We start from the raw sequence: 24060 nt of genomic DNA on the forward strand, positions 1-24060 counted from the left end.
CTTCGTTCTAGGTGTTATTATAATTAAGTGGCTGAACTTATTTGATAAAAAACAATATTCAACTACTACTAGCTTAGCGAACTTACTACACGATGCAAGTTTTCTTCGTCACCCGTTGTTAACCAAGTAACATCAGGCCAGCTACGAAGCCACGTTAACTGACGTTTTGCCAATTGACGTGTTGCTACGATGCCACGAAAAACCATTTCATCATGGCTTGTTTCACCCGCAAGGTAATCCCACATTTGTCTATAACCAACACAACGAATAGAAGGCATATTGGGGTGTAAATCCTTACGTAGATATAGGGTCGAAACTTCATTTTCAAACCCCTGATCAATCATTATTTTAAACCTTTCTTCAATTCGGCGATGTAATTCGCTACGTTCTTGCGGTGCAATCGCAAATTGATGAAAAGTATAAGGTAAAGCCGGCTGTTTTTGCTTTTGCAACTCAGTCATGGTCTTACCAGTTAACCTGTAAACCTCTAAAGCTCGATTAATTCTTTGTGAGTCATTCTCACTTATTTTTTCGGCTGCTTTTGGGTCAACTTTAACTAATTCTTTATATAAATGAGGCCAGCCAAATTCTTTAGCTTGTGCTTCTAGCTCTGATCTTATTACTGTATCTGCTTCAGGCAAAGGCGATAAACCATCAATTAAAGATTTAAAGTACAACATTGTACCTCCAACCAATACAGGCACTTTACCTTGTCTATGAAATTCGTCAATTTTTTGTACTGCATCGCGCCTAAAATCAGCAACTGAATATGTTTCACTCGGGTCAAGTAAGTCGATCAGATGATGCGGAGCTTTAGCAAGTTCTTCTGCATCGGGTTTTGCAGTACCAATGTTCATATCTTTATACACTAACGCTGAATCAACGCTGATTATTTCTGTATTTAAATGCTCGCACAGTGAGATTGCCAATGCTGTTTTACCAGCAGCAGTTGGACCCATTAAAAATATGACTGGTAAATTACTCAACACTGATACCTTAATCTAATTGCATTAAATAGTGATTTAGCTCTATTTTAACTGCTTTTTCGCGTAAGCGTTCAATAGTTTGCGGATTATTTTGTAAGCGCATTTGTTGCGCTAAAAACACATTGCTTAAATAAAACCGGGGAGGTACACATTTTATCTGCCACTCTAACCAATTCTCTATATTTTCAAGATCTGCTTTACACCCATCAAGTAGCTCACCTATCGCTGTACTTACATCAAGTAAATATAAGCACGCTGGCAATTTTTTAACCATTACAAACTGTTTTTCTATTACGAGTTCAAAACCAAGTAAAGTAAACCACGATTGCTGAGCTTCTATAAGTAAGCAATCTTCTTTTGATAAGTTTACTCTTACGGGCAGCAAAAGGGCTTTCCCTTCTAAACTTCCGGACTCTTTAATTTGATTATGCCAATCATCTACCAATGCATATTTGAAATGTGAGCAATACAATTGCTGCTCAACACTAAATACACACGCACCTTCATTAACACTGATGATTGAAACTGTCTTTAAAACATTATGCGCAGACTCTAACTGGTGTTGTGCTACGGGTATGTTTGCTACATTATCAAAATGCGCAGCGTGTTGCTCACTCACACCTTGATAAAACGCGTTTACATCATGATGGCTCGTACTTGGTGTAGCCCGATATCCCCCATTACCTCCACCAGTTCTAGTGCCTGATGATGAGCTACCAGCACTTCCAGAATAAGAGGGCTGTAATTGCGATTTAGGGTAATCAAACACGGCTTCGCTCTGAATATTATTAGCAATGCTATGCGTTGTTCTCATGGACGCTGGCGAGGACTCAGTTTCGGTGTTCACCGGTGCATTACTAAATTCGCCTTGCAGTGGTACTACTACCTGCTTAATCGCTTGCAATATAAAATCATGAATTAAGCGCCCTTGATGAAAGCGCACTTCATGCTTAGCTGGATGAACATTTACATCAACCTGGCGAGGGTCTATATCAATATAAATGACAAAACCGGGTAATTCTTGTGTTCCACTTACTTCTTCAAATGCTTGGCGTATAGCATGCAGAATAAGTTTATCGCGCATCATACGATTATTAACATAAGTATACTGAGTCGTATTAGCTGAACCTACAGGCAGTACCCAACCATGCAGCTGTAAGCCACCCTCTCCTGATTGAATATGCAGACCTTGCTCAGCAAAAGCCTTACCTGCAACTTGCGCTACACGTGTAATAGCCTGAGAGGGATCTGTCTTCGCACGATACTGCCTTACTACTTTTTCGTTGTGAGTTAGTGTAATAGAGACATCAAAGCGACTAAGCGCAATACGCTTTATCAACTCATCAATGTGGCTAAATTCAGTCTTTTCGGTGCGTAAAAACTTACGCCTTGCTGGGGTATTAAAAAATAAATCTTTTACTTCAATCGTTGTGCCATCAGGGTGCGCTACAGGCTTTACTTGCACGGCCATATCGCGACCTTCTGCAAATGCTTGCCAGGCTGCTTCTTGCTCTTTAGGTTTTGAGCTCAGCGTTAAACGCGATACAGAGCTAATTGACGCAAGCGCTTCGCCCCTAAAACCAAGTGAACAAATATTTTCAAGGTCATCTAGAGATTTTAATTTACTCGTAGCGTGACGAGAAAGTGCAAGCGTTAGCTCATCTTTGCTTATCCCTGAGCCGTTGTCGCGAATACGAATAAGCTTATGACCACCACGCTCTATATCTATTTGAATACGTGTAGCGCCAGCATCTAAACTGTTTTCGACCAACTCTTTTACTACCGACGCTGGGCGCTCTACCACTTCGCCTGCGGCAATTTGGTTAGCTAAACGCGCGGGTAATATTTCAATATTCATTAATTTCCTAACAGATATATTTTAGTGATGATTTAGCTTTGCGGTATATCGAGCTCTTGCCCAATAAATAAAGTATTAGAGCTAAGCTTATTAACTTGTTTTAATTTAGTGACCGTAATGCCATAGCGACTCGCTAACATACTTAAAGACTCACCCGGGCGGACTTTATGCTTTGTTGGATATTGCGATTTTAATTTGGCAAATAAAGAATCATCGGGTGGATTTTTTAAATAATAATTTTTAATTGAAGTAAATATAGCTTTAGCCAAACGCTCTTGATGGTTAGCACTTTTAAGCAGCTTTTCTTCTCGTGGGTTAGATATAAACCCTGTTTCTACTAAAATTGATGGGATATCTGGTGATTTAAGTACAGCAAGACTCGCATGTTGGGGATCTTTTTTATGCAGCTTAGCAACTTTACGTAGCTCTTTAACCACTTCGTCAGCTACGTTTAAGCCGGTTTTCATAGAGTGATCCATCGACATATCAAGTAATGCTTGCGCTAAGTATTTTTCGTTAGCGGCATCTTTCATTACATCCGCAGCGCCACCTAAAAGCTCAGAGTGCTTTTCTTTATCTTCTATCCATTTACCTATCTCTGAATTAGCACGCCTTAACGACAACACCCAAACAGAGGCACCATTTGGTCCCGGGCTCGTAAATGCATCAGCATGAATAGAGACAAAAAAGTCGGCCTTTTTTTCACGAGCACGATTGGTACGCGTATTAAGTTTTACAAAGTAGTCACCGCTTCGTACCATGCGCGAAATCATCCCACGTTCGCCATCAATCATGCGCTCTAAACGTTTTGCAATTTGCAGTGTTACTGTTTTTTCGTACGTGCCAGATGGACCAATTGAACCTGGATCTTCGCCGCCATGACCCGCATCAATTGCAATCACAATATTGCGCTCTTGGCTTAACTGGCGGTTTTTAGCTGCTGTTTGAGCAGGAGAAACAACTGTGGCAGCTTGGCTTTTATTGTATAAATCAACAACGAGCCTGTTTTTATAAGGGCCTGTAGGCGCTAAAGCAAATACAACTGGCTTTACTGGTGCGTTTAATTCAAACACTAACCGAACACTGTGCTTATTTTTAGGTTTTGAGTAGCGTAGCTTGCTCACTATTTGATGTTTTGGTGGTACACCTGGTAGTATTTTTAATTCACTAGTGTTTTCTAAATCAATTACTAAGCGGCTTGGGTTTTTAAGCATGAAATAGCTAAAGTCAGGCTTATCATTTAAATCAAATACCACACGCGTACTATCAGGGGACGGCCATACGCGTACACTATTAATTGTATTTTTGGCCCACAGCGGCAAGCTTATGGTAATAACCATAAGGTAAATAAAGAGTTTAACTACACCTCGGCTCATTTGATAATTACTGCCTTAACTATATTATTATTTGTTATTTAGTTTTTCGACAATTGCTACACCACGCTCACTGGCGCTATTAATAACAATTTTACGTTCGTTACCCATATAGCTTAGAGTAATATCTAAATCAGGCACAGGAATAAATTCACCACCTTTTTCTGGCCACTCAACAACGCAAATTGCATCTGGTGAAAAATAATCGCGTATTCCCATGTATTCTAGTTCTTCAGGGTCACCTAAGCGGTATAAATCAAAATGATAAACATTTGCGCGCTCGAGTTCATAAGGTTCAACAAGTGTATACGTTGGGCTTTTAACTTTGCCTGTATGTCCAAAGCCTTGCACTACACCTCGAGTAAACGTTGTTTTACCAGCGCCTAAATCACCATGTAAATAAATAACCGCACCTTGCTCTATAATATCAGCAACGCAATTACCCATTGCGACCGTGGCTACTTCATCAGTCAAATGAAATTCAAAACTACGCGTCATTACTACCTCAAAAATTCATTCAAAAGCGCATATTTGCTAATCATACCAGAATATTAATTTAAGGCGATAAATTGAGGTTTTAGACATAAAAAACAGATAAGCTGATAATGAAAGTTGTGTATGGATGTCTATTTTCGATACTTTGAAACTGTATTATTGTAATAAAATAAGGTAAGTGAGTTCTCAGACTAAAAGACTGTAAAAGAAAAGTAACACCACGAATTAGATGACCCCATATTGGCATTAAATTAACTGAGATATGTAAGTTTATTATCTAACTTCTTCTGATTCAGCAGATGGTTCTGCTAGCAAAAAAGTAACTGGTAAATGAAACTCTCACTACTCCCCAAGATAACTTTGTATTTTCAGATAGAAGACTAATCCAGGTGACCCGCTCATCCTAGTTTACTGTTTGCAGGTGCTTTAAAAACAAAAAGCCCCAGCTAATGCCGGGGCTTTTTTACAAAACTAACTTAATTAAAAAATTAAGCTTGTTTTGGACTAGAAATAACGTCTACTAAAGTCCAAGATTTATTCTTAGAAATTGGTGCGCATTCACGGATAGTAACTACGTCACCCGCTTTTGCTGTGTTATTTTCGTCATGTACGTGTAACTTAGTCGTACGTTTAATGAATTTCCCATAGATTGGGTGCTTCACATAACGTGCGATAGCGATAGTGAAAGATTTTTCCATCTTGTCGCTGATTACACGGCCTTGAAGAGTACGAATTTTATCGCTCATTATTGACCTGCCTTCTGGTTAATAACTGTTTTTACACGCGCGATATCGCGGCGTACTGTTCTTAGCGTGTGTGTCTGAGCTAACTGACCAGTGCTAGCTTGCATGCGCATATTAAATTGCTCACGAAGTAGTCCTAGAAGTTCAGCATTAAGCTCTTCTACGCTTTTGTCTTTTAGTTCGCTAGCTTTCATCACATTACCGTCCGAGTTACGAAAGTTGTTTTGAATGGCAATTTACGAGCAGCAAGGTCGAATGCTTCACGAGCAAGCTCTTCTGAAACACCTTCCATTTCGTAAAGTACTTTACCAGGCTGAATTTCAGCAACCCAATATTCAACAGAACCTTTACCTTTACCCATACGAACTTCAAGAGGTTTTTCTGTAATCGGTTTGTCAGGGAAGACACGAATCCAGATTTTACCTTGACGTTTCACGTGACGCGTCATAGCACGACGAGCTGCTTCGATTTGACGAGCAGTCATACGGCCACGGCCAGTTGCTTTCAATCCGAAAGTACCGAAGCTTACTTTGTTACCGTTTTGCGCTAAACCGCGGTTGCGGCCTTTGTGCATTTTACGGAATTTTGTACGTTTTGGCTGTAACATTAGTCGCTACCTCTACTTAGCACTTTTCTTGGCTTTCTTTGGTGCGCGTTTAGCTGGCTTCTCTTGCTCTTGTACTAGTGGTAAACCACCAATAACTTCGCCTTTGAAGATCCAAACTTTAACACCAATGATACCATAAGTGGTTAAGGCTTCAGAAGTTGCGTAATCGATATCAGCACGAAGAGTATGTAGAGGTACACGACCTTCACGATACCATTCTGAACGTGCGATTTCAGCGCCGCCAAGACGACCGCTAACTTCAACTTTAATCCCTTTAGAACCGATGCGCATTGCATTTTGTACCGAACGCTTCATAGCGCGACGGAACATAACACGACGTTCTAGTTGAGAGGCAATGCCGTCTGCTACTAGTTGTGCATCTAGTTCTGGTTTACGTACTTCAGAGATATTAATCTGAGCAGGTACACCAGCGATTTTAGTTACCGCTTGACGTAATTTTTCTACGTCTTCGCCTTTTTTACCGATAACAACACCCGGACGAGCCGTGTGGATTGTTACTCGGATTGATTTTGCTGGACGCTCAATAACGATTTTAGACACAGAAGCCGTTTTCAATTCCTTTGTAAGGAATGTACGAACTTTGTGATCGCCAAAAAGCTGTGCAGAGAAATCTTTTGAACTCGCGTACCAGGTAGAAACCCAAGGTTTAGATATACCTAGGCGAATACCAGTAGGATGAACTTTTTGTCCCATTACTTATACTCCTAGCTATCTGAAACCATAACAGTGATATGGCTTGTACGCTTAAGGATGCGGTCTGCGCGTCCTTTAGCACGAGGCATAATACGTTTCATTGTAGGACCATCGTCCACAAAGATCGTTGTTATACGAAGCTCATCAATGTCAGCACCTTCGTTATGCTCTGCGTTAGCAATAGCAGACTCAAGTACTTTCTTAACTAATACAGCGGCTTTCTTAGGGCTGTACGCCAGGATTTCTAGTGCGCGATCTACAGGTAACCCGCGGATCTGATCTGCAACTAGACGTGCTTTTTGCGCCGAACCAGAGGCGAATTTATGTTTAGCTAATGCTTGCATTTATCTTCCCCTCTTATCGTTTCTTCGCTTTCTTATCCGCAGCATGGCCACGGTAAGTGCGAGTTGGTGCAAATTCACCTAGTTTGTGACCGATCATTTCGTCAGAAACGAAAACTGGTACGTGCTGGCGACCATTATGGACAGCAATGGTCAATCCGATCATGTTAGGTATGATCATTGAACGACGGCTCCAAGTTTTAATTGGCTTTTTCTCACCGCTTTCCAAAGCTTTCTCTACCTTCTTCAGCAAGTGTAGGTCTATAAAAGGACCCTTCTTGAGAGAGCGTGGCATGGCTATTCCTCAATATTACTTAGTACGACGACGTACTATAAATTTATCCGTACGCTTGTTCTTACGCGTCTTCGCACCTTTAGTCGGTTTACCCCATGGAGACACAGGATGACGACCACCAGATGTACGACCTTCACCACCACCGTGTGGGTGATCTACCGGGTTCATGGCAACACCACGAACTGTCGGACGAATACCACGCCAGCGATTTGCACCTGCTTTACCAAGTGAACGAAGCATATGCTCAGCATTGCCTACTTCACCTAGAGTCGCACGACAATCAGATTCAACTTTACGAACTTCGCCTGAACGAAGACGTAATGTTACATATTGACCATCACGAGCAAGGATTTGAACGTATGCACCAGCAGAACGTGCTATTTGAGCACCTTTACCTGGTTTTAATTCTACGTTGTGAACAGTCGAACCTACAGGCATATTACGCATTGGTAATGCATTACCAGGTTTGATTGGTGCATCAACACCAGACTGGATTGCATCGCCAGCTTTTAAGCCTTTAGGTGCGATAATGTAACGACGCTCACCGTCTGCATATAATACAAGAGCGATGTTTGCGCTACGATTTGGATCGTATTCTAAACGTTCAACAGTAGCTGGAATGCCATCTTTAGTACGTTTAAAATCGATTAAACGGTAGTGTTGTTTATGACCACCACCGATATGACGAACCGTAATACGACCATTGTTATTACGACCACCTGATTTAGAGTTTTTCTCTAAAAGTGGTGCGTATGGCTTACCCTTATGTAGATCAGAGTTAACCACTTTAACTAGGTGACGACGGCCCGCAGAAGTAGGCTTACACTTTTGAAGTGCCATAATTCTATCCCCTTATTACTCGGCGCCGCCGACAAAGTCTAGCTCGCTGCCTTCTTTAAGAGTAACGTAAGCTTTCTTCCAGTCGCTACGACGACCGAAACGTGCGCCAGTACGTTTTGTTTTACCCTTAACGTTAAGTGTGCGAACACCAGTTACTTCTACTTCAAAAAGCTTCTCAACTGCTACTTTAATTTCAGCTTTAGTTGCGTCATTTACTACTTTAAAAACAATAGTATTGTTTTCTTCAGCAGCAATTGTGCTTTTTTCAGAGATATGTGGAGCAAGGATCACTTTTAAAAGACGTTCTTCGCGAATCATGCTAGCGCCTCCTCAAGTTGCTTAACAGCAGCGGCTGTAATAAGTACCTTATCGAAAGCAATTAAGCTTACAGGATCGATACCAGCTACATCACGTGTGTCAACCTTATAAAGGTTACGTGCCGATAAGAAAAGATTTTCATCTACTTCTTCAGTCACGATAAGAACATCTTTAAGCTCAAGTTCTTTAAGCTTAGCAACTAGTTCTTTAGTTTTTGGTGCTGCTAGAGCAAAACTTTCAACAACGATTAAACGCTCTTGACGAACTAATTCAGATAAGATGCTTTTAATCGCACCACGGTACATTTTACGGTTTACTTTTTGGCTGTGGTCTTGTGGTTTAGCTGCAAAGCTAACGCCACCTGAACGCCAAATTGGGCTACGGATTGTACCGGCACGTGCACGGCCAGTACCTTTTTGAGCCCATGGTTTTTTACCACCACCGCTTACTTCAGAACGTGTCTTCTGAGCACGAGTACCTTGACGAGCGCCTGCTGCGTATGCAACAACTACTTGATGTACTAATGCTTCGTTAAACTCACGTCCAAAAGTAGCTTCAGAAACTTCAAGACCGCCAGAAGCGTCTTTAATTGCTAATTCCATCACTAAATCTCCAGGACTTATGCTTTAACAGCTGGTTTAACGATAACGTCACCGCCAATAGCTCCAGGTACTGCACCCTTAACTAAAAGCAAATTACGCTCAGCGTCAACGCGAACTAGTTCTAAGTTTTGAGTCGTTACACGCTCAGCACCCATATGACCGGCCATTTTCTTACCTTTAAACACCTTACCAGGTGATTGGTTTTGACCGATTGAACCAGGAGCACGGTGAGATAGAGAGTTACCATGTGTAGCGTCTTGCATGCTGAAATTCCAGCGCTTAACACCACCTTGGAAACCTTTACCTTTAGAAGTACCGGTTACGTCAACCTTGTTGATTTCGTTGAATAATTCAACAGTAAGCTCAGCGCCTACTTCAAAATCGCCTTCACCACCGTTAAGGCGGAATTCCCACAGACCGCGACCCGCTTCAACACCAGCTTTAGCGAAATGACCCGCTTTAGCTTTGTTTACACGACTTGCTTTTTTAGTGCCTGCGGTTACTTGAAGCGCGTTATAACCGTCTGTTGCGTCAGATTTGATCTGAGCAATGCGGTTAGGTGTCGCTTCAATAACTGTCACAGGGATAGATACACCATCTTCAGTGAAGATTCGTGTCATACCCACTTTACGACCGACTAGACCTAATGCCATTTTCCTAAAACCTCTCTAATCTTTCGATTAACCCAGGCTGATTTGAACATCAACACCAGCAGCAAGATCTAAACGCATAAGCGCGTCTACAGTCTTGTCAGTTGGTTCTACGATGTCAATCAGACGTTTATGGGTGCGGATCTCGTACTGATCACGCGCATCTTTATTAACGTGCGGTGAAGTTAGTACAGTAAAACGTTCAAAGCGTGTAGGTAGTGGAATTGGTCCACGTACTTGTGCGCCAGTGCGTTTCGCAGTTTCCACGATTTCTGCCGTTGATTGGTCAATCAAACGGTGGTCAAAAGCTTTTAGGCGAATACGAATGCGTTGATTTGACATTCTTAACCTCAATATAAAGAGCATATAAAAGAGCATAAAAAAACGACCGAAACAATCTTAAAACTTAAGATGCCGGCTGTTTGATTATATCTACGTTGAGTTCCAAATCGGAACTCCTGTTTATTAGCTTGAAATCCAAGCTTAATTTATCCTTTCTAATTCCCAGAGGAATTTTGAAAGCCTGCGTATTATAGAGGTATTGGTGATAAATGCAACAACTATTTAGAAACAATGCAATGGCTGTAAATTTGATTAAATAAGCGCCCATAAATGCTTATTCGCTATACTTGAACTAATAGCTCTACTTGCTAGTCAATAAACAAGTTAACACCTTAATTACGCAAACTAAGTGATTTTTAGATATTATGGTATCCTACTGCGCTAATTTTGCCCTTAATACTCTCAATATGGTGAGTCGATGCGTATTTTTAATTATTGTTTAAATGTTATGTCTGCTGGATTTAGCCGCTTATTTGTGAAAAGCAAAGTGCTGCCAGAAAATCCTATTAAACAGTATGATCTAAACCCTGAGTATCCTACATTTTATATAGTGCGCCTAAATTCGCGATTTGATTTAGCCGCCCTTGCACATGCTTGTAAAAAAAATGGCCTACCTAGTCCAACCGAAGAGCAAGTATTAGGCAACCAAAATTTAGACCGCTTTATTGGCATTAAAAACCCGCCGCCACTGTTTGGTGATGAAGCTAAGCCAACCAATGCTTTAGCTCAAGGTAAGCAAATTATTGAGTACCTCATACAAAGCGGACAGCAAAATGTACAAGTTGTTCCGGTAACTATTTTATGGGGACGCGACCCAGGCAAAGAAAAGCCAGGATTGCGCACTTTAATCACGCACTCCCTAACTCCTAGCTGGTTTAGAAAGATTTTTGTCGTGTTGTTTTCAGGTCGCGATAACTTTATTCGCTTTAGTCAGCCTCTCGACTTATCGCTGTTAGTGAATGAGAAAGCAGACGTAAGTGAATTACCACATAAGTTGTTACGTGTTGCACGTGTACATTTTAAGCGTCAAAAACTTGCAGCTACGGGCCCTAAAATGCCCTCTCGCGAGCAATTATTTAATTCATTATTAGCATCACCTACAATAAAAAAAGCAATTCAAGATGAAGCTAAAGCTAAAAATATCAGTCAAACCGAAGCGCGCCAAAATGCACTTAAGCTACTTGATGAAATAGCGGCTAATTACTCTGAGGCGATGATACGTGTAGCTGAAAGGTTTTTAACCTGGTTGTGGAATAAGCTTTATAACGGTATAGACATTAAACATGCTGAACAAATTCATGAGCTAACCGATAAAGGTCATGAAATTATTTATATGCCTTGTCATCGTAGCCACATGGACTACTTACTGCTTACCTACTCTATTTATCATTTAGGTTTAGTACCACCGCATATTGCTGCGGGTGTAAATCTTAATTTTTTCCCTGCTGGCGGTATATTTAGACGCTCAGGTGCATTTTTTATTCGTCGCTCGTTTGCCGGTAATAAGCTTTACTCAGCCATATTTAAAGAGTATTTAAGCCAGCTATTTATTAAAGGCTACTCTGTTAAGTTTTATACAGAAGGCGGACGAAGCCGCACTGGGCGTTTGCTACCGCCTAAAACCGGCATGCTCTCAATGACCTTACAAGCCATGCTACGCGGAATAGACAGACCTATATCTATTGTTCCTGTGTATATTGGCTATGAGCATGTAATGGAAATTAATACTTATCTTAAAGAACTAGATGGTAAAGATAAAAAAGGCGAATCTATTTTTGGAATTTTTAAGGCAATCAAAAACCTTAAAAACTACGGTCGTGGTAATTTAAACTTTGGTGACCCAATCTCTATAAACCAATATTTAAACGATAACCAACCAGATTGGCGTGATTCAATACACCCAACCGACGTGCAAAAGCCGCAATGGTTAGCGCCACAAGTAACTAAGCTTGCCGACCAAGTGATGGTTAAAATTAATAATGCGGCGGCGCTTAATGCGGTTAACTTACTAGCGATGATATTGCTGGTTAACGATAAACAAGCATTGAGCAAACCAAAGCTATTAGCACAACTTGATTTTTACCTGCGTTTACAACGCGATGCAAGCTATAGCGATAAAGTAACCGCGCCAGACGAAACACCAGAGCAATTACTAACGCATGCATTAAAGCTGAATAAGTTTGAAGTTATCAGTGATGAATTTGGCGAAATTATTACTATTAGCGATAAAGAAAAAGTACTGTTTAATTACTACCGAAACAACATTTTACACTTGTTTGCAGTACCAAGCTTAATTGCACTACATCTATTTAAACAACACAGCACAACTATTGAGCAATGCCAGCAACTTGTAAAAACGTTTTATCCGTTATTTGCTAAAGAATGGTATTTACAGCCTCTTGATGAAAACTACATTACACGTATTTTAGCGAACTTTGCAGATCAAAACTTAATTGAGTTTGATGGTGACAATATTCATATAACAAACGGTAATGACTGCTTAGCTAAGCTAGAGATGCTTGGGCGAGCACTTAGCTTTACTCTGCAACGATACGCTATTGTGATTGGTTTTATTCAAACAAGTGATGGCATTGAAAAAGCTGAGTTAGAGCGAGAAAGCCAAGTGTTAGCGCAACGTTTAGGCACACTGCATGGTATTAAAACACCCGAATTTTTTGACAAAAAAGTACTTGTTAGTTTTATTGAAAACTTGCGTGGTGAATCATTAATAACAGAAGGTGATAAGGGCTTAGTAGGTAGTACACAACTTTGTGAAACCTATGCACACCTTAAAACATTACTGCCAGCACGCGTCTGGCAGTCAATCAGCGATATAGTACAAGATCAGTGTAACTAGCACTATATCTATAAAAGGGGGTTAGCGCTGACGCATAACCCCTTCTTGCATTGTTGAGGCAACCAAGTTGCCTTGGCGATCAAAAAACTGCCCGCGTACCAAACCACACCCATTACTCGCACTTGGACTATCAATTGAATACAAAATCCAATCATCCATTCTAAATGGGCGATGAAACCACATTGCATGATCAATAGTCGCTACTTGCATATTTGGCTGCATAAACGATACACCATGTGGCTGTAATGCAGTTGGCAAAAACTCAAAGTCAGACGCATAAGCAAGTAAATAATTATGAATGCGTTGATCGTCTGGCATTTCACCATTAGCTTTAAACCAAATATGCTTTACCGGCTCCATAGCTTCTGGTTTAAATGGATTATGAAAAGTAACTGGTCGCATTTCAATCGGCATTTCACGCGTAAACTTATTACGGATCACCTCTGGAATATGCGCAGCATTTTCTTGATAAAACTCAAGCGATGAACGCAGGTCTTCAGGTGCGGGGACATCAGGCATTGTTGCTTGATGCGATAAGCCATTTTCCTCACCCTGAAACGACGCTGTCATATAAAAAATTGGCTTACCGTACTGAATCGCTTTTACTCGGCGAGTACTAAAGCTCTTCCCATCACGAATAGTTTCGACATCATAAACAATCGGTTTAGCAGGATCGCCTGGGCGTAAAAAGTAAGAATGCAATGAGTGAACTATACGCCCTTCGGGTAGAGTTTCTTTAGCTGCAGAAAGTGCCTGCCCCATAACTTGACCGCCAAATACAGCACCAAAGCCTAAGTCTTGGCTTTGCCCTCGGTATAAACCTTTCTCAATTTCTTCAAGTGTTAACAACGACAATAAATCATCTAATACTTGGCTCATTACTTCTTCCTCATTACCCTAGTATCCAAATGATACTATACAATAGTGGGAAGTAAATATTTGTTAGGAATACTGTTATGGCTTACTGGCTATTTAAAACTGAACCCGATGCGTTTTCATTAGATGATTTAAAAAACGCACCAAAACAAACGACTCTTTGGGAAGGCGTGCGTAATTACCAAGCGCGAAACTTCATGCGTGATGGCGTTAAGGTCGGTGATTCAGTGATGATTTACCATTCAAGCTGTAAACACGTAGGTGTAGCGGGTATTGCCGAGGTTACAAAAGAAGCCTACCCAGACCCCACTCAATTTGATTTAAGTAGCGACTATTACGATGCAAAAGCCACCAGCGACAAACCACGCTGGGTTGTTGTTGAAGTTACTTATCAAAGCCATTTAAAAAAATTAATTAGCCTTAAAGATATTAAAGCCAATAATAACATTACTGAAATCGCACTTAAAAAAGGCGGACGACTATCAATAATGCCTGTTACTAAAAATGACTGGGATGAAATAATCAAAATGGCGCAGTAACACCCTCTCGGTTTGACCTAATTTCATTGAGTTTGATATGATCTATGCTGACTTATAGCTGGAGGATTAATGAAATTACTGTATTGGTTAGATGAATGGTTAACTCTCCCGCGCAATGAGCAACAAACTCGATTACCCATGACGGGTAGTGATTTACTCGGCGATGTATTTGTTAAGTATGATTTTGTTGACGTTAATAAGCCCCTGCTTTTTACCTTTTCACCCGCAGGCACTAACGTGCAAGAGCAAGATCTTCACCCTGATTTTGCACCATGGGGTTATCACTTGGCTCAAAAACAAAACGTAAACGTAATCGCTTTTCAGCATTTAGGTAAAAGTAATTGGTTTCGTAATCGTAATTTAATCTTTTTTCTCGAGCAATTATCAACATTACTTACGCCGTTTAATTGTCGATTAGGCTATGGCTTAAGCCGTGGCGGATTTGCTGTTGGCGCTTTTGCTAAACTATTAAAGCTAAACCAAGTACTGTTCTTTCACCCGGTAAGTACTAAAAATAAAGAATTAGTACCCTGGGATGACCGCTCTAGTACCGATATAGCTCAGCAGTTTGACTGGCAACAAGATTATCACGATCTAGATTTAGGAGATGCCCAAGGCTATATTATTTACGATCCTACTAATCGTATAGACCGAATGCACGCCAAGCGCTATAAGCAGTTAACTCACTTGCGAGTATTTGGTATGGGACATGGCACACACGCTACATATTTGAATAAGTTTGGGTTTTATAAGCAAGTAGCCGTTGATTTCATTCAACATCAGCAAATCGATATTGCACAGTTTCGCCTGCAAACCAAAACCTTACGCTTAAAAGAAGATTATTATCAAAGTCTCAATACGGCTAATGCAGACTCCCCCCATCGTTTAGCATTATTGAGTACAGCGCATAAAATTTTAGCTGATGAAAAAGAAGTGTATGTACAAGAGCATCAAGCAAAAATTGATATTCAGCCATTAATAGATGTGGCACTTAAGCACCAAGATGAGCACCCTAATGATGCTATTCAGCTATTAGAAGTCGCCCAGCAACTTCTACCTGACGACCCTCTAATTGAGCATAAACTCAAACAGTTGGAAGAGTAATTATTCCAACTAAAACGGCTATAAAGGCTAACTACTCTATTTAGCCTTTTTCTTTTTGTGCCTATGCTTGGGCACAATGGTAAAGTACATCATTAAACCTAACCAAGAAAATATAATGATTCCCATTAGCCAGCCATTCTTTTCATGACCCTGTGTACGCTTACTGTTGAGTACAATAACGACAGGTAATATGTAAGCACTTAAAACAACAATTAAAAATACAACTTCATTCATTATTTTTCTAGGCTCGACCAGTCTACTTCACTACTTAATACTCGATCTACCGATATATAGTGCAAAATATCGCCTTCACTTACTTTGTAATCTAATGGTGGGTTTAAATCCATATTTTGCGCACTTAAATTATGGGCAACACCTAACAGTATTGCATCATGCTCAAGCTTAAAATGATGAAACAAAGTACCAAACTCCATATCTTTGCAGCCACTTGGTACTTTCAAGCTAAATTGTGTATCGCCGTGCAAAGTAGATAGCAGCTCCTCTTGCACACGGCTCGAACCTGGATCTTGCATTGAGCGTACTAATATCTCAGCTGATTTTGCACTACTACATTCTACATTTTGGCAATGCTCTAACATCATCTCAACTTTAGTTTCATCTAAAAAGTGAGCACTTATATGACAATCATCTTTTACTAAGCGACTTATGCGCAGTGCTGTGGTAAATGTTTGGTCATCATCTTGCCCATCAATAATCACTTTATCGGCACGGCGAATAGCAACACGCTCTAACTCTCCTAAGTTTGTAAAACTGGTTAAACGTGCAAAATCGACGCTTTCGTTAGCTAAAAAAGGATGATCCATTTGCTCGGTTACCGCAAGTAAAATACGACGATCGGTTCGTTTCGTATCTGCCAAAATGTAATCAATCATCTTTTTTGTACGAGTGTCGTGCCAACCAAAAATAATAATATGGTGGTTACTGTGGGCAAAGTTTTTATCACCAGTCATAGCGCGCCTAATTAAGTAAGTAACAGTTTGTCCTGCTTTTCCTAGCAAAACACCAAATAAAGCTAAACCAAATGGAATTTGTATTAATGCTACCACCCAACGACCAAGATCAGTAGTTGGACTAAAGTCACCATATCCCACTGTTGATGTTGTTACTGTGTAATAGTAAAAAAAGGTAGTAAGCGAGGTTAACGCTTTCTCATTCGCTATAAATAGTAAGCTCCATGTTAATAGCATATGAGTCAAAATAGCTAATGCCACTGCTTGCCAACTCAACTGATCTATATGAGCGCGAACAAGTAACGCTAGCCTTTTAAATATCACCGGCATAATACAAAGTCTTCGTTAGTAAATTATCTATAAACAGTACGTTACTGTAAGCGATGCTTTTAAGCAATGTTTAAGCTTTTAACCACAAATATAAGACTAAATGCTGTTTGCCAATGGTGATTTTTCATGATTAATTAGCGTTAAAATAATAACCAAAACAGTTGTGCTTATGCTTAATAAAATAGCCCGCCCTTTTACTAAAATTGTAGAGCGCTATCTTCCCGACCCTTTTATATTTGTAATTTTACTTACAATAATTACTCTTATTAGTGCGAGCTTATTTACAACCGCAACCAACATTGAAGTATTACAAGCGTGGGGAGGTGGATTTTGGAACTTATTAAGTTTTGCTATGCAAATGCTACTAGTGTTAATTACAGGCTACATGTTGGCAAGTACGCCACCTATAAGTAAGTTATTAGAAAAACTAGCAACACTCGCAAATACAGCACCTAAAGCAATTATATTGGTAACGCTTATTTCGCTTTTAGCGAGCTGGATAAATTGGGGATTTGGCTTAGTTATTGGTGCTCTTTTTGCCAAAGCAATTGCTAAACATACTCGTGTAGATTATCGATTATTAGTAGCCAGCGCTTACTCAGGTTTTGTTGTATGGCATGGCGGATTAGCCGGTTCGATTCCTTTAACTATCGCAACCGATAGTCACTTTTCAGAGGCCAGCATTGGTATTATTAGTACAGAGCACACTTTATTTGCGGGCTTTAATATAGCCATATTAGTTGGTTTATTCATTATTATGCCGCTCGTTAATCGCTATATGCTGCCAAGCGAGCAAGAAAGCGTATATATCGACCCAGCTCTTTTACAAGAGACAACACCTAAGCCCACAACAATAACCAGACCCGCCCAACATTTAGAACAAAGTAAACTACTCGGTATGACAATTGGCTTATTAGGTTTGGCATATTTAGGTTATTACTTTTTTATTGCTGGCGGAAACTTAAACCTTAATAGCGTTATTGCCGTATTTTTGTTTTTAGCTATTACGCTGCATCAAACACCCCATAATTTACTTAACAGTTTGCAACAAGCAATTCCAAGCGGGGCTGGCATTGTTATTCAATTTCCTTTTTATGCCGGCATCATGGCGGTAATGGTTGATAGCGGATTAGCACAACAGATATCACGTGGCTTTATTGCCGTTGCAGATGCTGATAGCTTGCCATTTTTTAGTTTTATAAGTGCAGGACTCGTTAATATGTTTGTTCCCTCTGGCGGTGGCCAATGGGCTGTACAAGCACCCATTGTAATACCCGCAGCGCAAGAGCTAGGCGCCGATATATCTCGCGTTGCAATGGCCGTTGCATGGGGTGATGCGTGGACTAATTTAATTCAACCTTTTTGGGCATTACCCGTCCTTGCTATCGCAGGCTTAAAAGCAAAAGATATTATGGGATTTTGTGTTGTGCAGTTATTTGTAACTGGGGTTTTTATATCGCTGGTATTGAGCTTTTATTAAATGTAAACATAATAAAAAGGCGTGTAAAACACAAGCACTGGTCATTTTATGCACTCTCGTTCTGCTGTTGTAGCTCCACCAACCTACCCTCTTTCAGTTGATAGACTTTGCTGGCCATGTTAATGGTTTCTTGGCGATGAGCAATCATAATCCGCGTGATGGGTAAGTGCTGAATTTGTTCACTTATTTTCGCTTCGTTGTCTTTATCTAAATGACTAGTTGCTTCATCCATAAACAACACGCAGGGCGATTGATACAATGAGCGAGCAAGAAGTAAACGCTGTACCTGCCCGCCCGATAAGTTTGATCCCATGTCCCCAACTAATGAGTTATAGCCCATAGTCATTTTGGTAATATCATCATGAATAGCCGCATGACGAGCACACGTCTCTATTTTTAAATAATTCGGCTGTGGGTCAAAAAAACTGATGTTATCAGCGATTGAGCCAGCTAGCAGTGTGTCATCCTGCATTACTGCAGCTATTTGTTTGCGGTAGTTTTTAAGGCCAAGCTGAGTAATATCTTTGCCATCAAGCAACACAGTCCCTGAGGTTGCCTGTAATAACCCTAGCATTATTTTCATCAACGTAGTTTTACCCGCACCTGACGGACCCGTAATCGCAATCGAGTCACCGGAATTCAGCGTTAAATTAACATTGTTTAAAATCGGCACTTGCTCTTCACTGTAACTAAAGCAAATATTTTCGAGCGTAAGCTGACCTCTCACTTTACCTTCGTCATCACCTGTATAGGCCATTTCACCGTCACGATTAGCTTCTTGTTTCATGAGTGCTATATCTGCAATACGGTCTAAGTGTAAGCGCATCATTTTGAATTGAATGATTTGTTCAATTAAGTTGGCAAAGCGGCTGGTTAACTGGTTTTTATAAGCAATAAACGCCAGTACCATACCAATAGACAAGCTATTGCTCATAACTAGTAATGCAGCAAAGTAAATCACTAATACATTTTCAAGGCCAAATAACAGCTTGTTAAATGAATCAAAGCTAATGTTTAAACGCCCTAAACGAATTTCACTGTTTATTACCTCTGCATAACGGTTTTGCCAAATTCCTTGGCGCTGCGATTCATTACCAAACAATTTTATAGTTTGCATACCCCGAATATTTTCTAAAAAGTTCGATTGCTCTTTGGCAGATGATTGAATCATTTCTTCGGTGGCTTGATGTAGTGGACGATACAGCGCTAAACGTACCAAGGTATACAGTACAATTGCACCAACAACTACCGCAGTGAGTTTTAGCGAATAAATTAGCATCATAATCAATACGGTAATGCCCATTACGCCATCGACCAGTGTTTCTACAAACCCTGTAGTTATGCGCTCCCGTATTTGCGCTAATGAGCCAAAGCGCGAGACAATATCGCCAATATGGCGGGACTCAAAATAGTTCATTGGCAAGCGCAATAAGTGCCTGAGCAAATTCACGCCCATTTGCATATTGAGCAAACTCGAAAGCCGTAAAATTAGCCAACTTCGTACCGCATTAGTCACCACTGAAATTATCGCAATCAGAGCAAAACCCATGGCAAGTACCGTTAATAACGATTCATCAAAACTAATGAGTACTTCATCCACCACCCACTGCATATAATAAGGGGTCATCAAAGCAAATAATTGCAATACCAGTGACAACGCAATCAGTTTTATTAGCCCTGCTTTTAAGCCCTTCATTGAGCTCCAAAGTTGGGTAAACTTCATCTGTGCTTGTTCTTGTTTGGCTTCAAACTGACTGGTTGGAGTCAGCTCTAAACAAATACCGGTAAAGTGTTTACTAAACTCATTACTATTTAAACTGCGTTTACCAACAGCTGGGTCGTTTATAGCAAACTTAGCTGAAGATCCTTTACCAGAGACTTTGGTCAATACCACAAAGTGATTCATATCCCAGTGCAATATACACGGCGTTTGCAGTTTATGAACTTCATCAAGCGGGCATTGTAGCGCACGGCTAGCTAGCCCTAAATTATCACCTAGCTCAATCAACTGCTGTAAGTTCATACCCTTTAGATTAGCCGAAAAGCGTTTTCGCATGGCAGGCATATCCAGCTTATGACCGCGATAACATGCCACCATAGCCATTGAGGCAAGGCCGCATTCGGCTATTTCGGATTGGAGAATCACTGGGACTGGTTTTGAGAATGAAAAAGTTATAAGTCCATTTGCAGAGTTCATAATTACCTTAGTCAAACAACATTTTATTAATCAAGCTCATTTTTTGAGAAAATAGCTATTGAATCTAACTTCAGCATAACTCGTATTACTATCGCGGAGACACCTAAAGTACAAGTAATAATCCAAAAATCAACTAGCTCTAAGGCACCATTGAGGCTTAATCTTAAAATAATAAAATTACCTCCCATAAAGAAAACCATAGAGATAAAAATATATAACGCCCATTTTTTATTTTTATATATACCCGTTAGAATAGCTAAAGAAAACCCAAGAGTTACAGTAAAGAAAGCTAGCTCACCGTATGAAATTACATTATCACTAAGCAGCAAATTTACGTCTTTTATAATTACATATACAGACCCTAGGACTATCAAAGAACACATTGCAAAAATTGATACGATCGCGGATAGCTTCATTTTAAATAAAGAAGGGAATAAATCCCCTTCTATCTCCTCTATTATAATTACTCAGCGGCGTTATGATATACTGCAGCTATACCACCTACAATTGCACCAAAACCAGCTCCAATCCCAATTGCAGTAGCCAAACCGCCTGCAGTAATCGACGAGCTAGCATATAGACCAGCAATAATAAAAGGTAGTGGGCCACCATTTATTTCTTGTATTTCATTACTTGTTAATTCTCTCATTGCAAGACCCTCCTATTTTCTAATTGCATTATAAGTTGCTATACCACTAATGATTGCAGCAAAGCTTGCAACTTCTCCATAGACTGCTATTGCTACAAACAGGGGGAATGGACCACCACTTACTTCTTTAAGTTCATTTACATTTAATTCACGCATAATGTTATACTCCATAAATCCGATGCTTTTTAGTTAAGTCATCGGGTTGTTAATATGCTCCCCTTCAATAAAGGTGAGCGATTAATAGGCTAGCTTTAGCTGCTCGCTAAAGTTAACTAAAGCTGGCCGTCTTTTTCGGTTGTTTGCATTTAGCAAACCACCAAAACTTTCAAATTTTTCTTTATTTTATAAAACGCTACACTTAACTTACGCGCCCTTTTAGGCTGTACAGTGGCTCTAGTAACCACTCGATTAATGTGCGCTGCTCCAACATAATATCTGCCTCAAACAACATGCCACTTTTCAACTCAAACGCCTTACCATAGGCCTGCATTTGTTGTTGGCTGAGTGTCGCTCGCAAACGGTACACTGGCTCTTGCAGGGTAATAGGCAGGCGTATTTCATTTGGAGTAATGAGCGCCTTGTCGATGCGGATAATTTTGCTGTTAATAAAACCAAAGCGTTGGTAAGGGAAAGCATCAAAACGCAGGCGCGTATCGTTACCTAGTTGTATAAAGCCTGCTGAACGTGTTGGTAGCAGCAACTCTGCTACTAGCTCTGAGCCTTCGGGAATAATATGCAACAGTGGTTTGGCTTGGGTAAGTGTTTCGCCTTCAACCACTTGAATGCCAGTAACAACACCGCTGTTACTGGCTGTTATGGTATATTGATAGTTACTTTTAATTTGTGTGAGCTGGTTTTGAATATCCGCTTGTTGGCGCTTAAGACTATTTATACGCAAAGTATACTGCTGGGGCACGTTAGCAATATTAAAACTAAGTTGACTTAATTGATTTTCTTGCTGCATAAGCAAGCGCGCTAGGTTTTGTTTTTCTTGCTTAGCATCTAAGAGGGCTTGCTGCTGTTGCTCTCGCTCGATGTTTGATAAAAAGCCATTTTTATTAAGTTGATTAAGGTTGCTTTGTTGGCGGTTAAGTAGCCCTAATTTTTCATCAGCTAGAGCAAGTTGACTTTGTAATGCAGCTTGCTCATTAGTAAGTGCACGTTTTTGCGCGTGCAAGTTAAGTGACTCTTGCTTTTGTAGGGTAAGGTTTTGTGTTATCTCATCATTGAGCAACTGTATTTGCATACTTAGCTGCTCAACAAGCTGGGTACTCAAGGCTATGCCTTGGCTGTTATTTTGCTGCACAATAATGGTCGCCAACGGCTGACCTTTAGTAACGGCATCACCCTCTTGTACAAATAGCAGCTCAATCATACCACCTTGACTAGCAAAGGTTTGGATTATCCCTTTATTGGGTATTAAAAACCCCCGTACTGTTTCCTTGCGGGAATACTCTGCTGTAAATAAAAAGCTTATCACTACAATCGCAATACATACCAAAACAAATACGATAAGTTTTATTGATAGTGGTTGTGCTAGCGTAATCACACCAGTTAAACGCTCACTTTGCTGAGCGACAGCTTCCTTTCTAAATAACATCCAGTTGATCCGCTAAGATTGTTCTAATTTATATTACACTAGAATTCAATTAACAATAAATCAACATAAAAGTCGAAAAATAAAATATTAATGCAAAAAACTAACTTATTTAGTTAGAAAAAATAAAAATACTAGCTCGATAAAATAGTCATCGGCAGGCTCAATATTGGATTTTCCGAATCGGCAAAGTGCATCATTACAGCTACATGCCCAGCTACTACAATTGCATACATAACCGCTGAAAAACCTTGGCCATATTTATCTAGTGGCATTAAATGTGAATAGTGACGGCCTCGCCATTCAAATACAATTTCCAGCGCACCTACAAACAAAAAGAATACCAGTAACATTAAGCCAAATGTGTAGCTCAGCCATAAACCAAACAGTACACCGAGTAAACATACACTTAAACCAATCCATGAACGCATTGAAAAGCTAATACTTTTTAATACATGCCCGCCATCAAGCGGTAAAATAGGTAACAAGTTAAATAAATTTAATAACGCACTAAGAACTGCCACACCTGCAAATATTTCCATCTCGGTGGCGTAATATAAAACGACACCCAGTACCGAGGTAATTAAACCAAATGCGGGTCCCATTAATGATATAACGACATCTTGCCAACGAGTTGTTATTTTGTCGTCACTTACAGCGAGCCCACCTACAAATGGGATTAAGTAAATACCTTTGGTTTTTATGCCAAAGTATTTCATTGCTCGCACATGGCCGTACTCGTGTACGACTAAGCAACCAATTAGCATCAGTGCAAATTCAATACTAAATAACCACGCATAGCCTGCAACAGAAGCCCCCGCAAGCACTACTTTAATGACCTTAGCACTTTTAAAAAGCTTAAAGCCTAATGCAGCCAGGCCTAAAAAGCCTTTTTTAGGTGAGCCATTTGTAGGTGCTGGTAGCGCAAGCTGTGTTGCAAATTGCTCATCCACAAAAAGCGAAATACTTTGCTCTTCCGCCGCTCCAGTATCAATACCAATTACTTTGTTGTCGTAAGTAAACTGATAATAGTTTTCACGAGGGTTATCAAAGGTAATGGCTTGTTGTCCATGAAACACTTGCACAATTTTTTGCCCAGACACCATAAGCGAAAATGGTTGCTCGGCTAAGGTAAGATCTATTCTTATCATAATTAAGACCGTTTAAAATAATGGCGCTAGTATACCTAATCAGCTTAAAAACACGAGTGAAGGTGCTAGGTAACTATTTTCAAAATAAAAGTATTTGATACTGACAAAATAAAAAAACACTACTACTTTTATAGTAACTCCAAGC

28 protein-coding genes are annotated in these 24060 nt (G+C 40.1%); 4 read left to right on the forward strand and 24 right to left on the reverse strand.

What is annotated here, in order from left to right:
• Nucleotides 1–68: 68 nt before the first annotated feature.
• The 15 genes from miaA to rpsJ form a co-directional block, all read right to left on the reverse strand.
• Complete coding sequence (gene miaA, locus I6F48_RS14620) at nt 69–986, reverse strand: tRNA (adenosine(37)-N6)-dimethylallyltransferase MiaA (RefSeq protein ID WP_197119721.1); 918 nt, start codon at nt 984–986, stop codon at nt 69–71.
• Nucleotides 987–996: 10 nt separating this feature from the next.
• Nucleotides 997–2844 carry a DNA mismatch repair endonuclease MutL gene (gene mutL, locus I6F48_RS14625; protein WP_165740848.1) on the reverse strand — a complete coding sequence of 616 codons (1848 nt, stop codon included), beginning with the start codon at nt 2842–2844 and terminating at the stop codon, nt 997–999.
• Between the two features lie 32 nt (nt 2845–2876).
• A complete protein-coding gene (locus tag I6F48_RS14630; protein ID WP_197119722.1) occupies nt 2877–4220 on the reverse strand; it encodes an N-acetylmuramoyl-L-alanine amidase in 1344 nt (447 codons plus the stop codon).
• A gap of 27 nt (nt 4221–4247) precedes the next feature.
• The gene (gene tsaE, locus I6F48_RS14635) at nt 4248–4715 is read right to left on the reverse strand and encodes a tRNA (adenosine(37)-N6)-threonylcarbamoyltransferase complex ATPase subunit type 1 TsaE (RefSeq protein ID WP_007586392.1); all 468 of its coding nucleotides are present in this window, start codon (nt 4713–4715) and stop codon (nt 4248–4250) included.
• Between the two features lie 485 nt (nt 4716–5200).
• Entirely contained in the window at nt 5201–5458 is a 258-nt protein-coding gene (gene rpsQ, locus I6F48_RS14640; protein ID WP_002957888.1) for a 30S ribosomal protein S17, read from the reverse strand.
• Nucleotides 5458–5649, reverse strand: coding sequence for a 50S ribosomal protein L29 (rpmC, locus tag I6F48_RS14645; RefSeq protein ID WP_002957889.1), 192 nt, complete (start codon nt 5647–5649; stop codon nt 5458–5460). Before rpmC ends, rpsQ begins: the two co-directional genes overlap by 1 nt.
• Nucleotides 5649–6062 carry a 50S ribosomal protein L16 gene (gene rplP, locus I6F48_RS14650; protein ID WP_002957890.1) on the reverse strand — a complete coding sequence of 138 codons (414 nt, stop codon included), beginning with the start codon at nt 6060–6062 and terminating at the stop codon, nt 5649–5651. The genes rpmC and rplP overlap by 1 nt, the downstream gene beginning before the upstream one ends.
• A 12-nt stretch (nt 6063–6074) precedes the next feature.
• A complete protein-coding gene (gene rpsC, locus I6F48_RS14655; RefSeq protein ID WP_002957891.1) occupies nt 6075–6776 on the reverse strand; it encodes a 30S ribosomal protein S3 in 702 nt (233 codons plus the stop codon).
• 11 nt (nt 6777–6787) lie between these two features.
• The gene (gene rplV / locus I6F48_RS14660; protein WP_002957892.1) at nt 6788–7120 is read right to left on the reverse strand and encodes a 50S ribosomal protein L22; all 333 of its coding nucleotides are present in this window, start codon (nt 7118–7120) and stop codon (nt 6788–6790) included.
• Nucleotides 7121–7133: 13 nt separating this feature from the next.
• Nucleotides 7134–7412 (reverse strand): 30S ribosomal protein S19, encoded by a 279-nt coding sequence (gene rpsS, locus I6F48_RS14665; protein ID WP_004588689.1) that lies wholly within the window; start codon nt 7410–7412, stop codon nt 7134–7136.
• 15 nt (nt 7413–7427) lie between these two features.
• Complete coding sequence (rplB, locus tag I6F48_RS14670) at nt 7428–8252, reverse strand: 50S ribosomal protein L2 (protein ID WP_002957895.1); 825 nt, start codon at nt 8250–8252, stop codon at nt 7428–7430.
• Between the two features lie 15 nt (nt 8253–8267).
• Complete coding sequence (gene rplW / locus I6F48_RS14675) at nt 8268–8570, reverse strand: 50S ribosomal protein L23 (protein ID WP_002957896.1); 303 nt, start codon at nt 8568–8570, stop codon at nt 8268–8270.
• Complete coding sequence (gene rplD, locus I6F48_RS14680) at nt 8567–9172, reverse strand: 50S ribosomal protein L4 (RefSeq protein ID WP_002957897.1); 606 nt, start codon at nt 9170–9172, stop codon at nt 8567–8569. Before rplD ends, rplW begins: the two co-directional genes overlap by 4 nt.
• 17 nt (nt 9173–9189) lie before the next feature.
• The gene (rplC, locus tag I6F48_RS14685) at nt 9190–9825 is read right to left on the reverse strand and encodes a 50S ribosomal protein L3 (RefSeq protein ID WP_002957898.1); all 636 of its coding nucleotides are present in this window, start codon (nt 9823–9825) and stop codon (nt 9190–9192) included.
• Between the two features lie 27 nt (nt 9826–9852).
• Nucleotides 9853–10164 carry a 30S ribosomal protein S10 gene (gene rpsJ, locus I6F48_RS14690; RefSeq protein ID WP_002957900.1) on the reverse strand — a complete coding sequence of 104 codons (312 nt, stop codon included), beginning with the start codon at nt 10162–10164 and terminating at the stop codon, nt 9853–9855.
• Between the two features lie 418 nt (nt 10165–10582).
• On the opposite strand from rpsJ, the gene plsB reads away from it, so the two are divergent.
• On the forward strand, nt 10583–13021 hold the full coding sequence (plsB, locus tag I6F48_RS14695) for a glycerol-3-phosphate 1-O-acyltransferase PlsB (protein ID WP_197119723.1): 2439 nt from the start codon (nt 10583–10585) through the stop codon (nt 13019–13021).
• Between the two features lie 21 nt (nt 13022–13042).
• Here the strand turns inward: plsB and tesB are convergent, their stop codons facing one another.
• Nucleotides 13043–13900, reverse strand: coding sequence for an acyl-CoA thioesterase II (tesB, locus tag I6F48_RS14700; RefSeq protein ID WP_165727095.1), 858 nt, complete (start codon nt 13898–13900; stop codon nt 13043–13045).
• Between the two features lie 77 nt (nt 13901–13977).
• On the opposite strand from tesB, the gene I6F48_RS14705 reads away from it, so the two are divergent.
• A complete protein-coding gene (locus I6F48_RS14705) occupies nt 13978–14436 on the forward strand; it encodes an EVE domain-containing protein (protein WP_024592465.1) in 459 nt (152 codons plus the stop codon).
• Nucleotides 14437–14505: 69 nt separating this feature from the next.
• Nucleotides 14506–15540, forward strand: coding sequence for a hypothetical protein (locus I6F48_RS14710; RefSeq protein ID WP_007587047.1), 1035 nt, complete (start codon nt 14506–14508; stop codon nt 15538–15540).
• Nucleotides 15541–15576: 36 nt separating this feature from the next.
• On the opposite strand, the gene I6F48_RS14715 is transcribed toward I6F48_RS14710, so the two are convergent.
• Entirely contained in the window at nt 15577–15774 is a 198-nt protein-coding gene (locus I6F48_RS14715; protein WP_007587044.1) for a PLDc N-terminal domain-containing protein, read from the reverse strand.
• Nucleotides 15774–16841, reverse strand: coding sequence for a potassium channel family protein (locus tag I6F48_RS14720; RefSeq protein WP_165727094.1), 1068 nt, complete (start codon nt 16839–16841; stop codon nt 15774–15776). The genes I6F48_RS14715 and I6F48_RS14720 overlap by 1 nt, the downstream gene beginning before the upstream one ends.
• Nucleotides 16842–17010: 169 nt before the next feature.
• On the opposite strand from I6F48_RS14720, the gene I6F48_RS14725 reads away from it, so the two are divergent.
• Complete coding sequence (locus tag I6F48_RS14725; protein ID WP_165740426.1) at nt 17011–18321, forward strand: short-chain fatty acid transporter; 1311 nt, start codon at nt 17011–17013, stop codon at nt 18319–18321.
• 46 nt (nt 18322–18367) lie between these two features.
• Here I6F48_RS14725 and I6F48_RS14730 read toward each other — a convergent pair whose 3' ends face one another.
• From I6F48_RS14730 to I6F48_RS14755, 6 genes are all read right to left on the reverse strand, one after another.
• The gene (locus I6F48_RS14730) at nt 18368–20518 is read right to left on the reverse strand and encodes a peptidase domain-containing ABC transporter (RefSeq protein WP_197119724.1); all 2151 of its coding nucleotides are present in this window, start codon (nt 20516–20518) and stop codon (nt 18368–18370) included.
• A 26-nt stretch (nt 20519–20544) separates the two neighbouring features.
• Nucleotides 20545–20847, reverse strand: coding sequence for a hypothetical protein (locus I6F48_RS14735; RefSeq protein WP_197119725.1), 303 nt, complete (start codon nt 20845–20847; stop codon nt 20545–20547).
• A 134-nt stretch (nt 20848–20981) separates the two neighbouring features.
• A complete protein-coding gene (locus I6F48_RS14740) occupies nt 20982–21167 on the reverse strand; it encodes a hypothetical protein (protein ID WP_007587028.1) in 186 nt (61 codons plus the stop codon).
• A gap of 12 nt (nt 21168–21179) precedes the next feature.
• Nucleotides 21180–21323 carry a class IIb bacteriocin, lactobin A/cerein 7B family gene (locus tag I6F48_RS14745; RefSeq protein ID WP_007587027.1) on the reverse strand — a complete coding sequence of 48 codons (144 nt, stop codon included), beginning with the start codon at nt 21321–21323 and terminating at the stop codon, nt 21180–21182.
• Between the two features lie 202 nt (nt 21324–21525).
• Nucleotides 21526–22767, reverse strand: coding sequence for an HlyD family efflux transporter periplasmic adaptor subunit (locus I6F48_RS14750; protein ID WP_165722370.1), 1242 nt, complete (start codon nt 22765–22767; stop codon nt 21526–21528).
• A gap of 131 nt (nt 22768–22898) precedes the next feature.
• On the reverse strand, nt 22899–23915 hold the full coding sequence (locus I6F48_RS14755) for a metalloprotease (RefSeq protein ID WP_165727092.1): 1017 nt from the start codon (nt 23913–23915) through the stop codon (nt 22899–22901).
• Nucleotides 23916–24060: the final 145 nt, after the last annotated feature.

The organism is Pseudoalteromonas sp. SWYJ118 (assembly GCF_015864505.1).
GTDB lineage: Bacteria > Pseudomonadota > Gammaproteobacteria > Enterobacterales > Alteromonadaceae > Pseudoalteromonas > Pseudoalteromonas arctica.

What these genes read in the sequence shown, in the direction of transcription:
- mutL (WP_165740848.1), bottom strand. Translation starts at nt 2,844, where the DNA reads ATGAATATTGAAATATTACCCGCGCGTTTAGCTAACCAAATTGCCGCA.
- I6F48_RS14630 (WP_197119722.1), bottom strand. Translation starts at nt 4,220, where the DNA reads ATGAGCCGAGGTGTAGTTAAACTCTTTATTTACCTTATGGTTATTACC.
- tsaE (WP_007586392.1), bottom strand. Translation starts at nt 4,715, where the DNA reads ATGACGCGTAGTTTTGAATTTCATTTGACTGATGAAGTAGCCACGGTC.
- rpsQ (WP_002957888.1), bottom strand. Translation starts at nt 5,458, where the DNA reads ATGAGCGATAAAATTCGTACTCTTCAAGGCCGTGTAATCAGCGACAAG.
- rpmC (WP_002957889.1), bottom strand. Translation starts at nt 5,649, where the DNA reads ATGAAAGCTAGCGAACTAAAAGACAAAAGCGTAGAAGAGCTTAATGCT.
- rplP (WP_002957890.1), bottom strand. Translation starts at nt 6,062, where the DNA reads ATGTTACAGCCAAAACGTACAAAATTCCGTAAAATGCACAAAGGCCGC.
- rpsC (WP_002957891.1), bottom strand. Translation starts at nt 6,776, where the DNA reads ATGGGACAAAAAGTTCATCCTACTGGTATTCGCCTAGGTATATCTAAA.
- rplV (WP_002957892.1), bottom strand. Translation starts at nt 7,120, where the DNA reads ATGCAAGCATTAGCTAAACATAAATTCGCCTCTGGTTCGGCGCAAAAA.
- rpsS (WP_004588689.1), bottom strand. Translation starts at nt 7,412, where the DNA reads ATGCCACGCTCTCTCAAGAAGGGTCCTTTTATAGACCTACACTTGCTG.
- rplB (WP_002957895.1), bottom strand. Translation starts at nt 8,252, where the DNA reads ATGGCACTTCAAAAGTGTAAGCCTACTTCTGCGGGCCGTCGTCACCTA.
- rplW (WP_002957896.1), bottom strand. Translation starts at nt 8,570, where the DNA reads ATGATTCGCGAAGAACGTCTTTTAAAAGTGATCCTTGCTCCACATATC.
- rplD (WP_002957897.1), bottom strand. Translation starts at nt 9,172, where the DNA reads ATGGAATTAGCAATTAAAGACGCTTCTGGCGGTCTTGAAGTTTCTGAA.
- rplC (WP_002957898.1), bottom strand. Translation starts at nt 9,825, where the DNA reads ATGGCATTAGGTCTAGTCGGTCGTAAAGTGGGTATGACACGAATCTTC.
- rpsJ (WP_002957900.1), bottom strand. Translation starts at nt 10,164, where the DNA reads ATGTCAAATCAACGCATTCGTATTCGCCTAAAAGCTTTTGACCACCGT.
- plsB (WP_197119723.1), top strand. Translation starts at nt 10,583, where the DNA reads ATGCGTATTTTTAATTATTGTTTAAATGTTATGTCTGCTGGATTTAGC.
- tesB (WP_165727095.1), bottom strand. Translation starts at nt 13,900, where the DNA reads ATGAGCCAAGTATTAGATGATTTATTGTCGTTGTTAACACTTGAAGAA.
- I6F48_RS14705 (WP_024592465.1), top strand. Translation starts at nt 13,978, where the DNA reads ATGGCTTACTGGCTATTTAAAACTGAACCCGATGCGTTTTCATTAGAT.
- I6F48_RS14710 (WP_007587047.1), top strand. Translation starts at nt 14,506, where the DNA reads ATGAAATTACTGTATTGGTTAGATGAATGGTTAACTCTCCCGCGCAAT.
- I6F48_RS14715 (WP_007587044.1), bottom strand. Translation starts at nt 15,774, where the DNA reads ATGAATGAAGTTGTATTTTTAATTGTTGTTTTAAGTGCTTACATATTA.
- I6F48_RS14720 (WP_165727094.1), bottom strand. Translation starts at nt 16,841, where the DNA reads ATGCCGGTGATATTTAAAAGGCTAGCGTTACTTGTTCGCGCTCATATA.
- I6F48_RS14725 (WP_165740426.1), top strand. Translation starts at nt 17,011, where the DNA reads ATGCTTAATAAAATAGCCCGCCCTTTTACTAAAATTGTAGAGCGCTAT.
- I6F48_RS14730 (WP_197119724.1), bottom strand. Translation starts at nt 20,518, where the DNA reads ATGAACTCTGCAAATGGACTTATAACTTTTTCATTCTCAAAACCAGTC.
- I6F48_RS14740 (WP_007587028.1), bottom strand. Translation starts at nt 21,167, where the DNA reads ATGAGAGAATTAACAAGTAATGAAATACAAGAAATAAATGGTGGCCCA.
- I6F48_RS14745 (WP_007587027.1), bottom strand. Translation starts at nt 21,323, where the DNA reads ATGCGTGAATTAAATGTAAATGAACTTAAAGAAGTAAGTGGTGGTCCA.
- I6F48_RS14750 (WP_165722370.1), bottom strand. Translation starts at nt 22,767, where the DNA reads ATGTTATTTAGAAAGGAAGCTGTCGCTCAGCAAAGTGAGCGTTTAACT.
- I6F48_RS14755 (WP_165727092.1), bottom strand. Translation starts at nt 23,915, where the DNA reads ATGATAAGAATAGATCTTACCTTAGCCGAGCAACCATTTTCGCTTATG.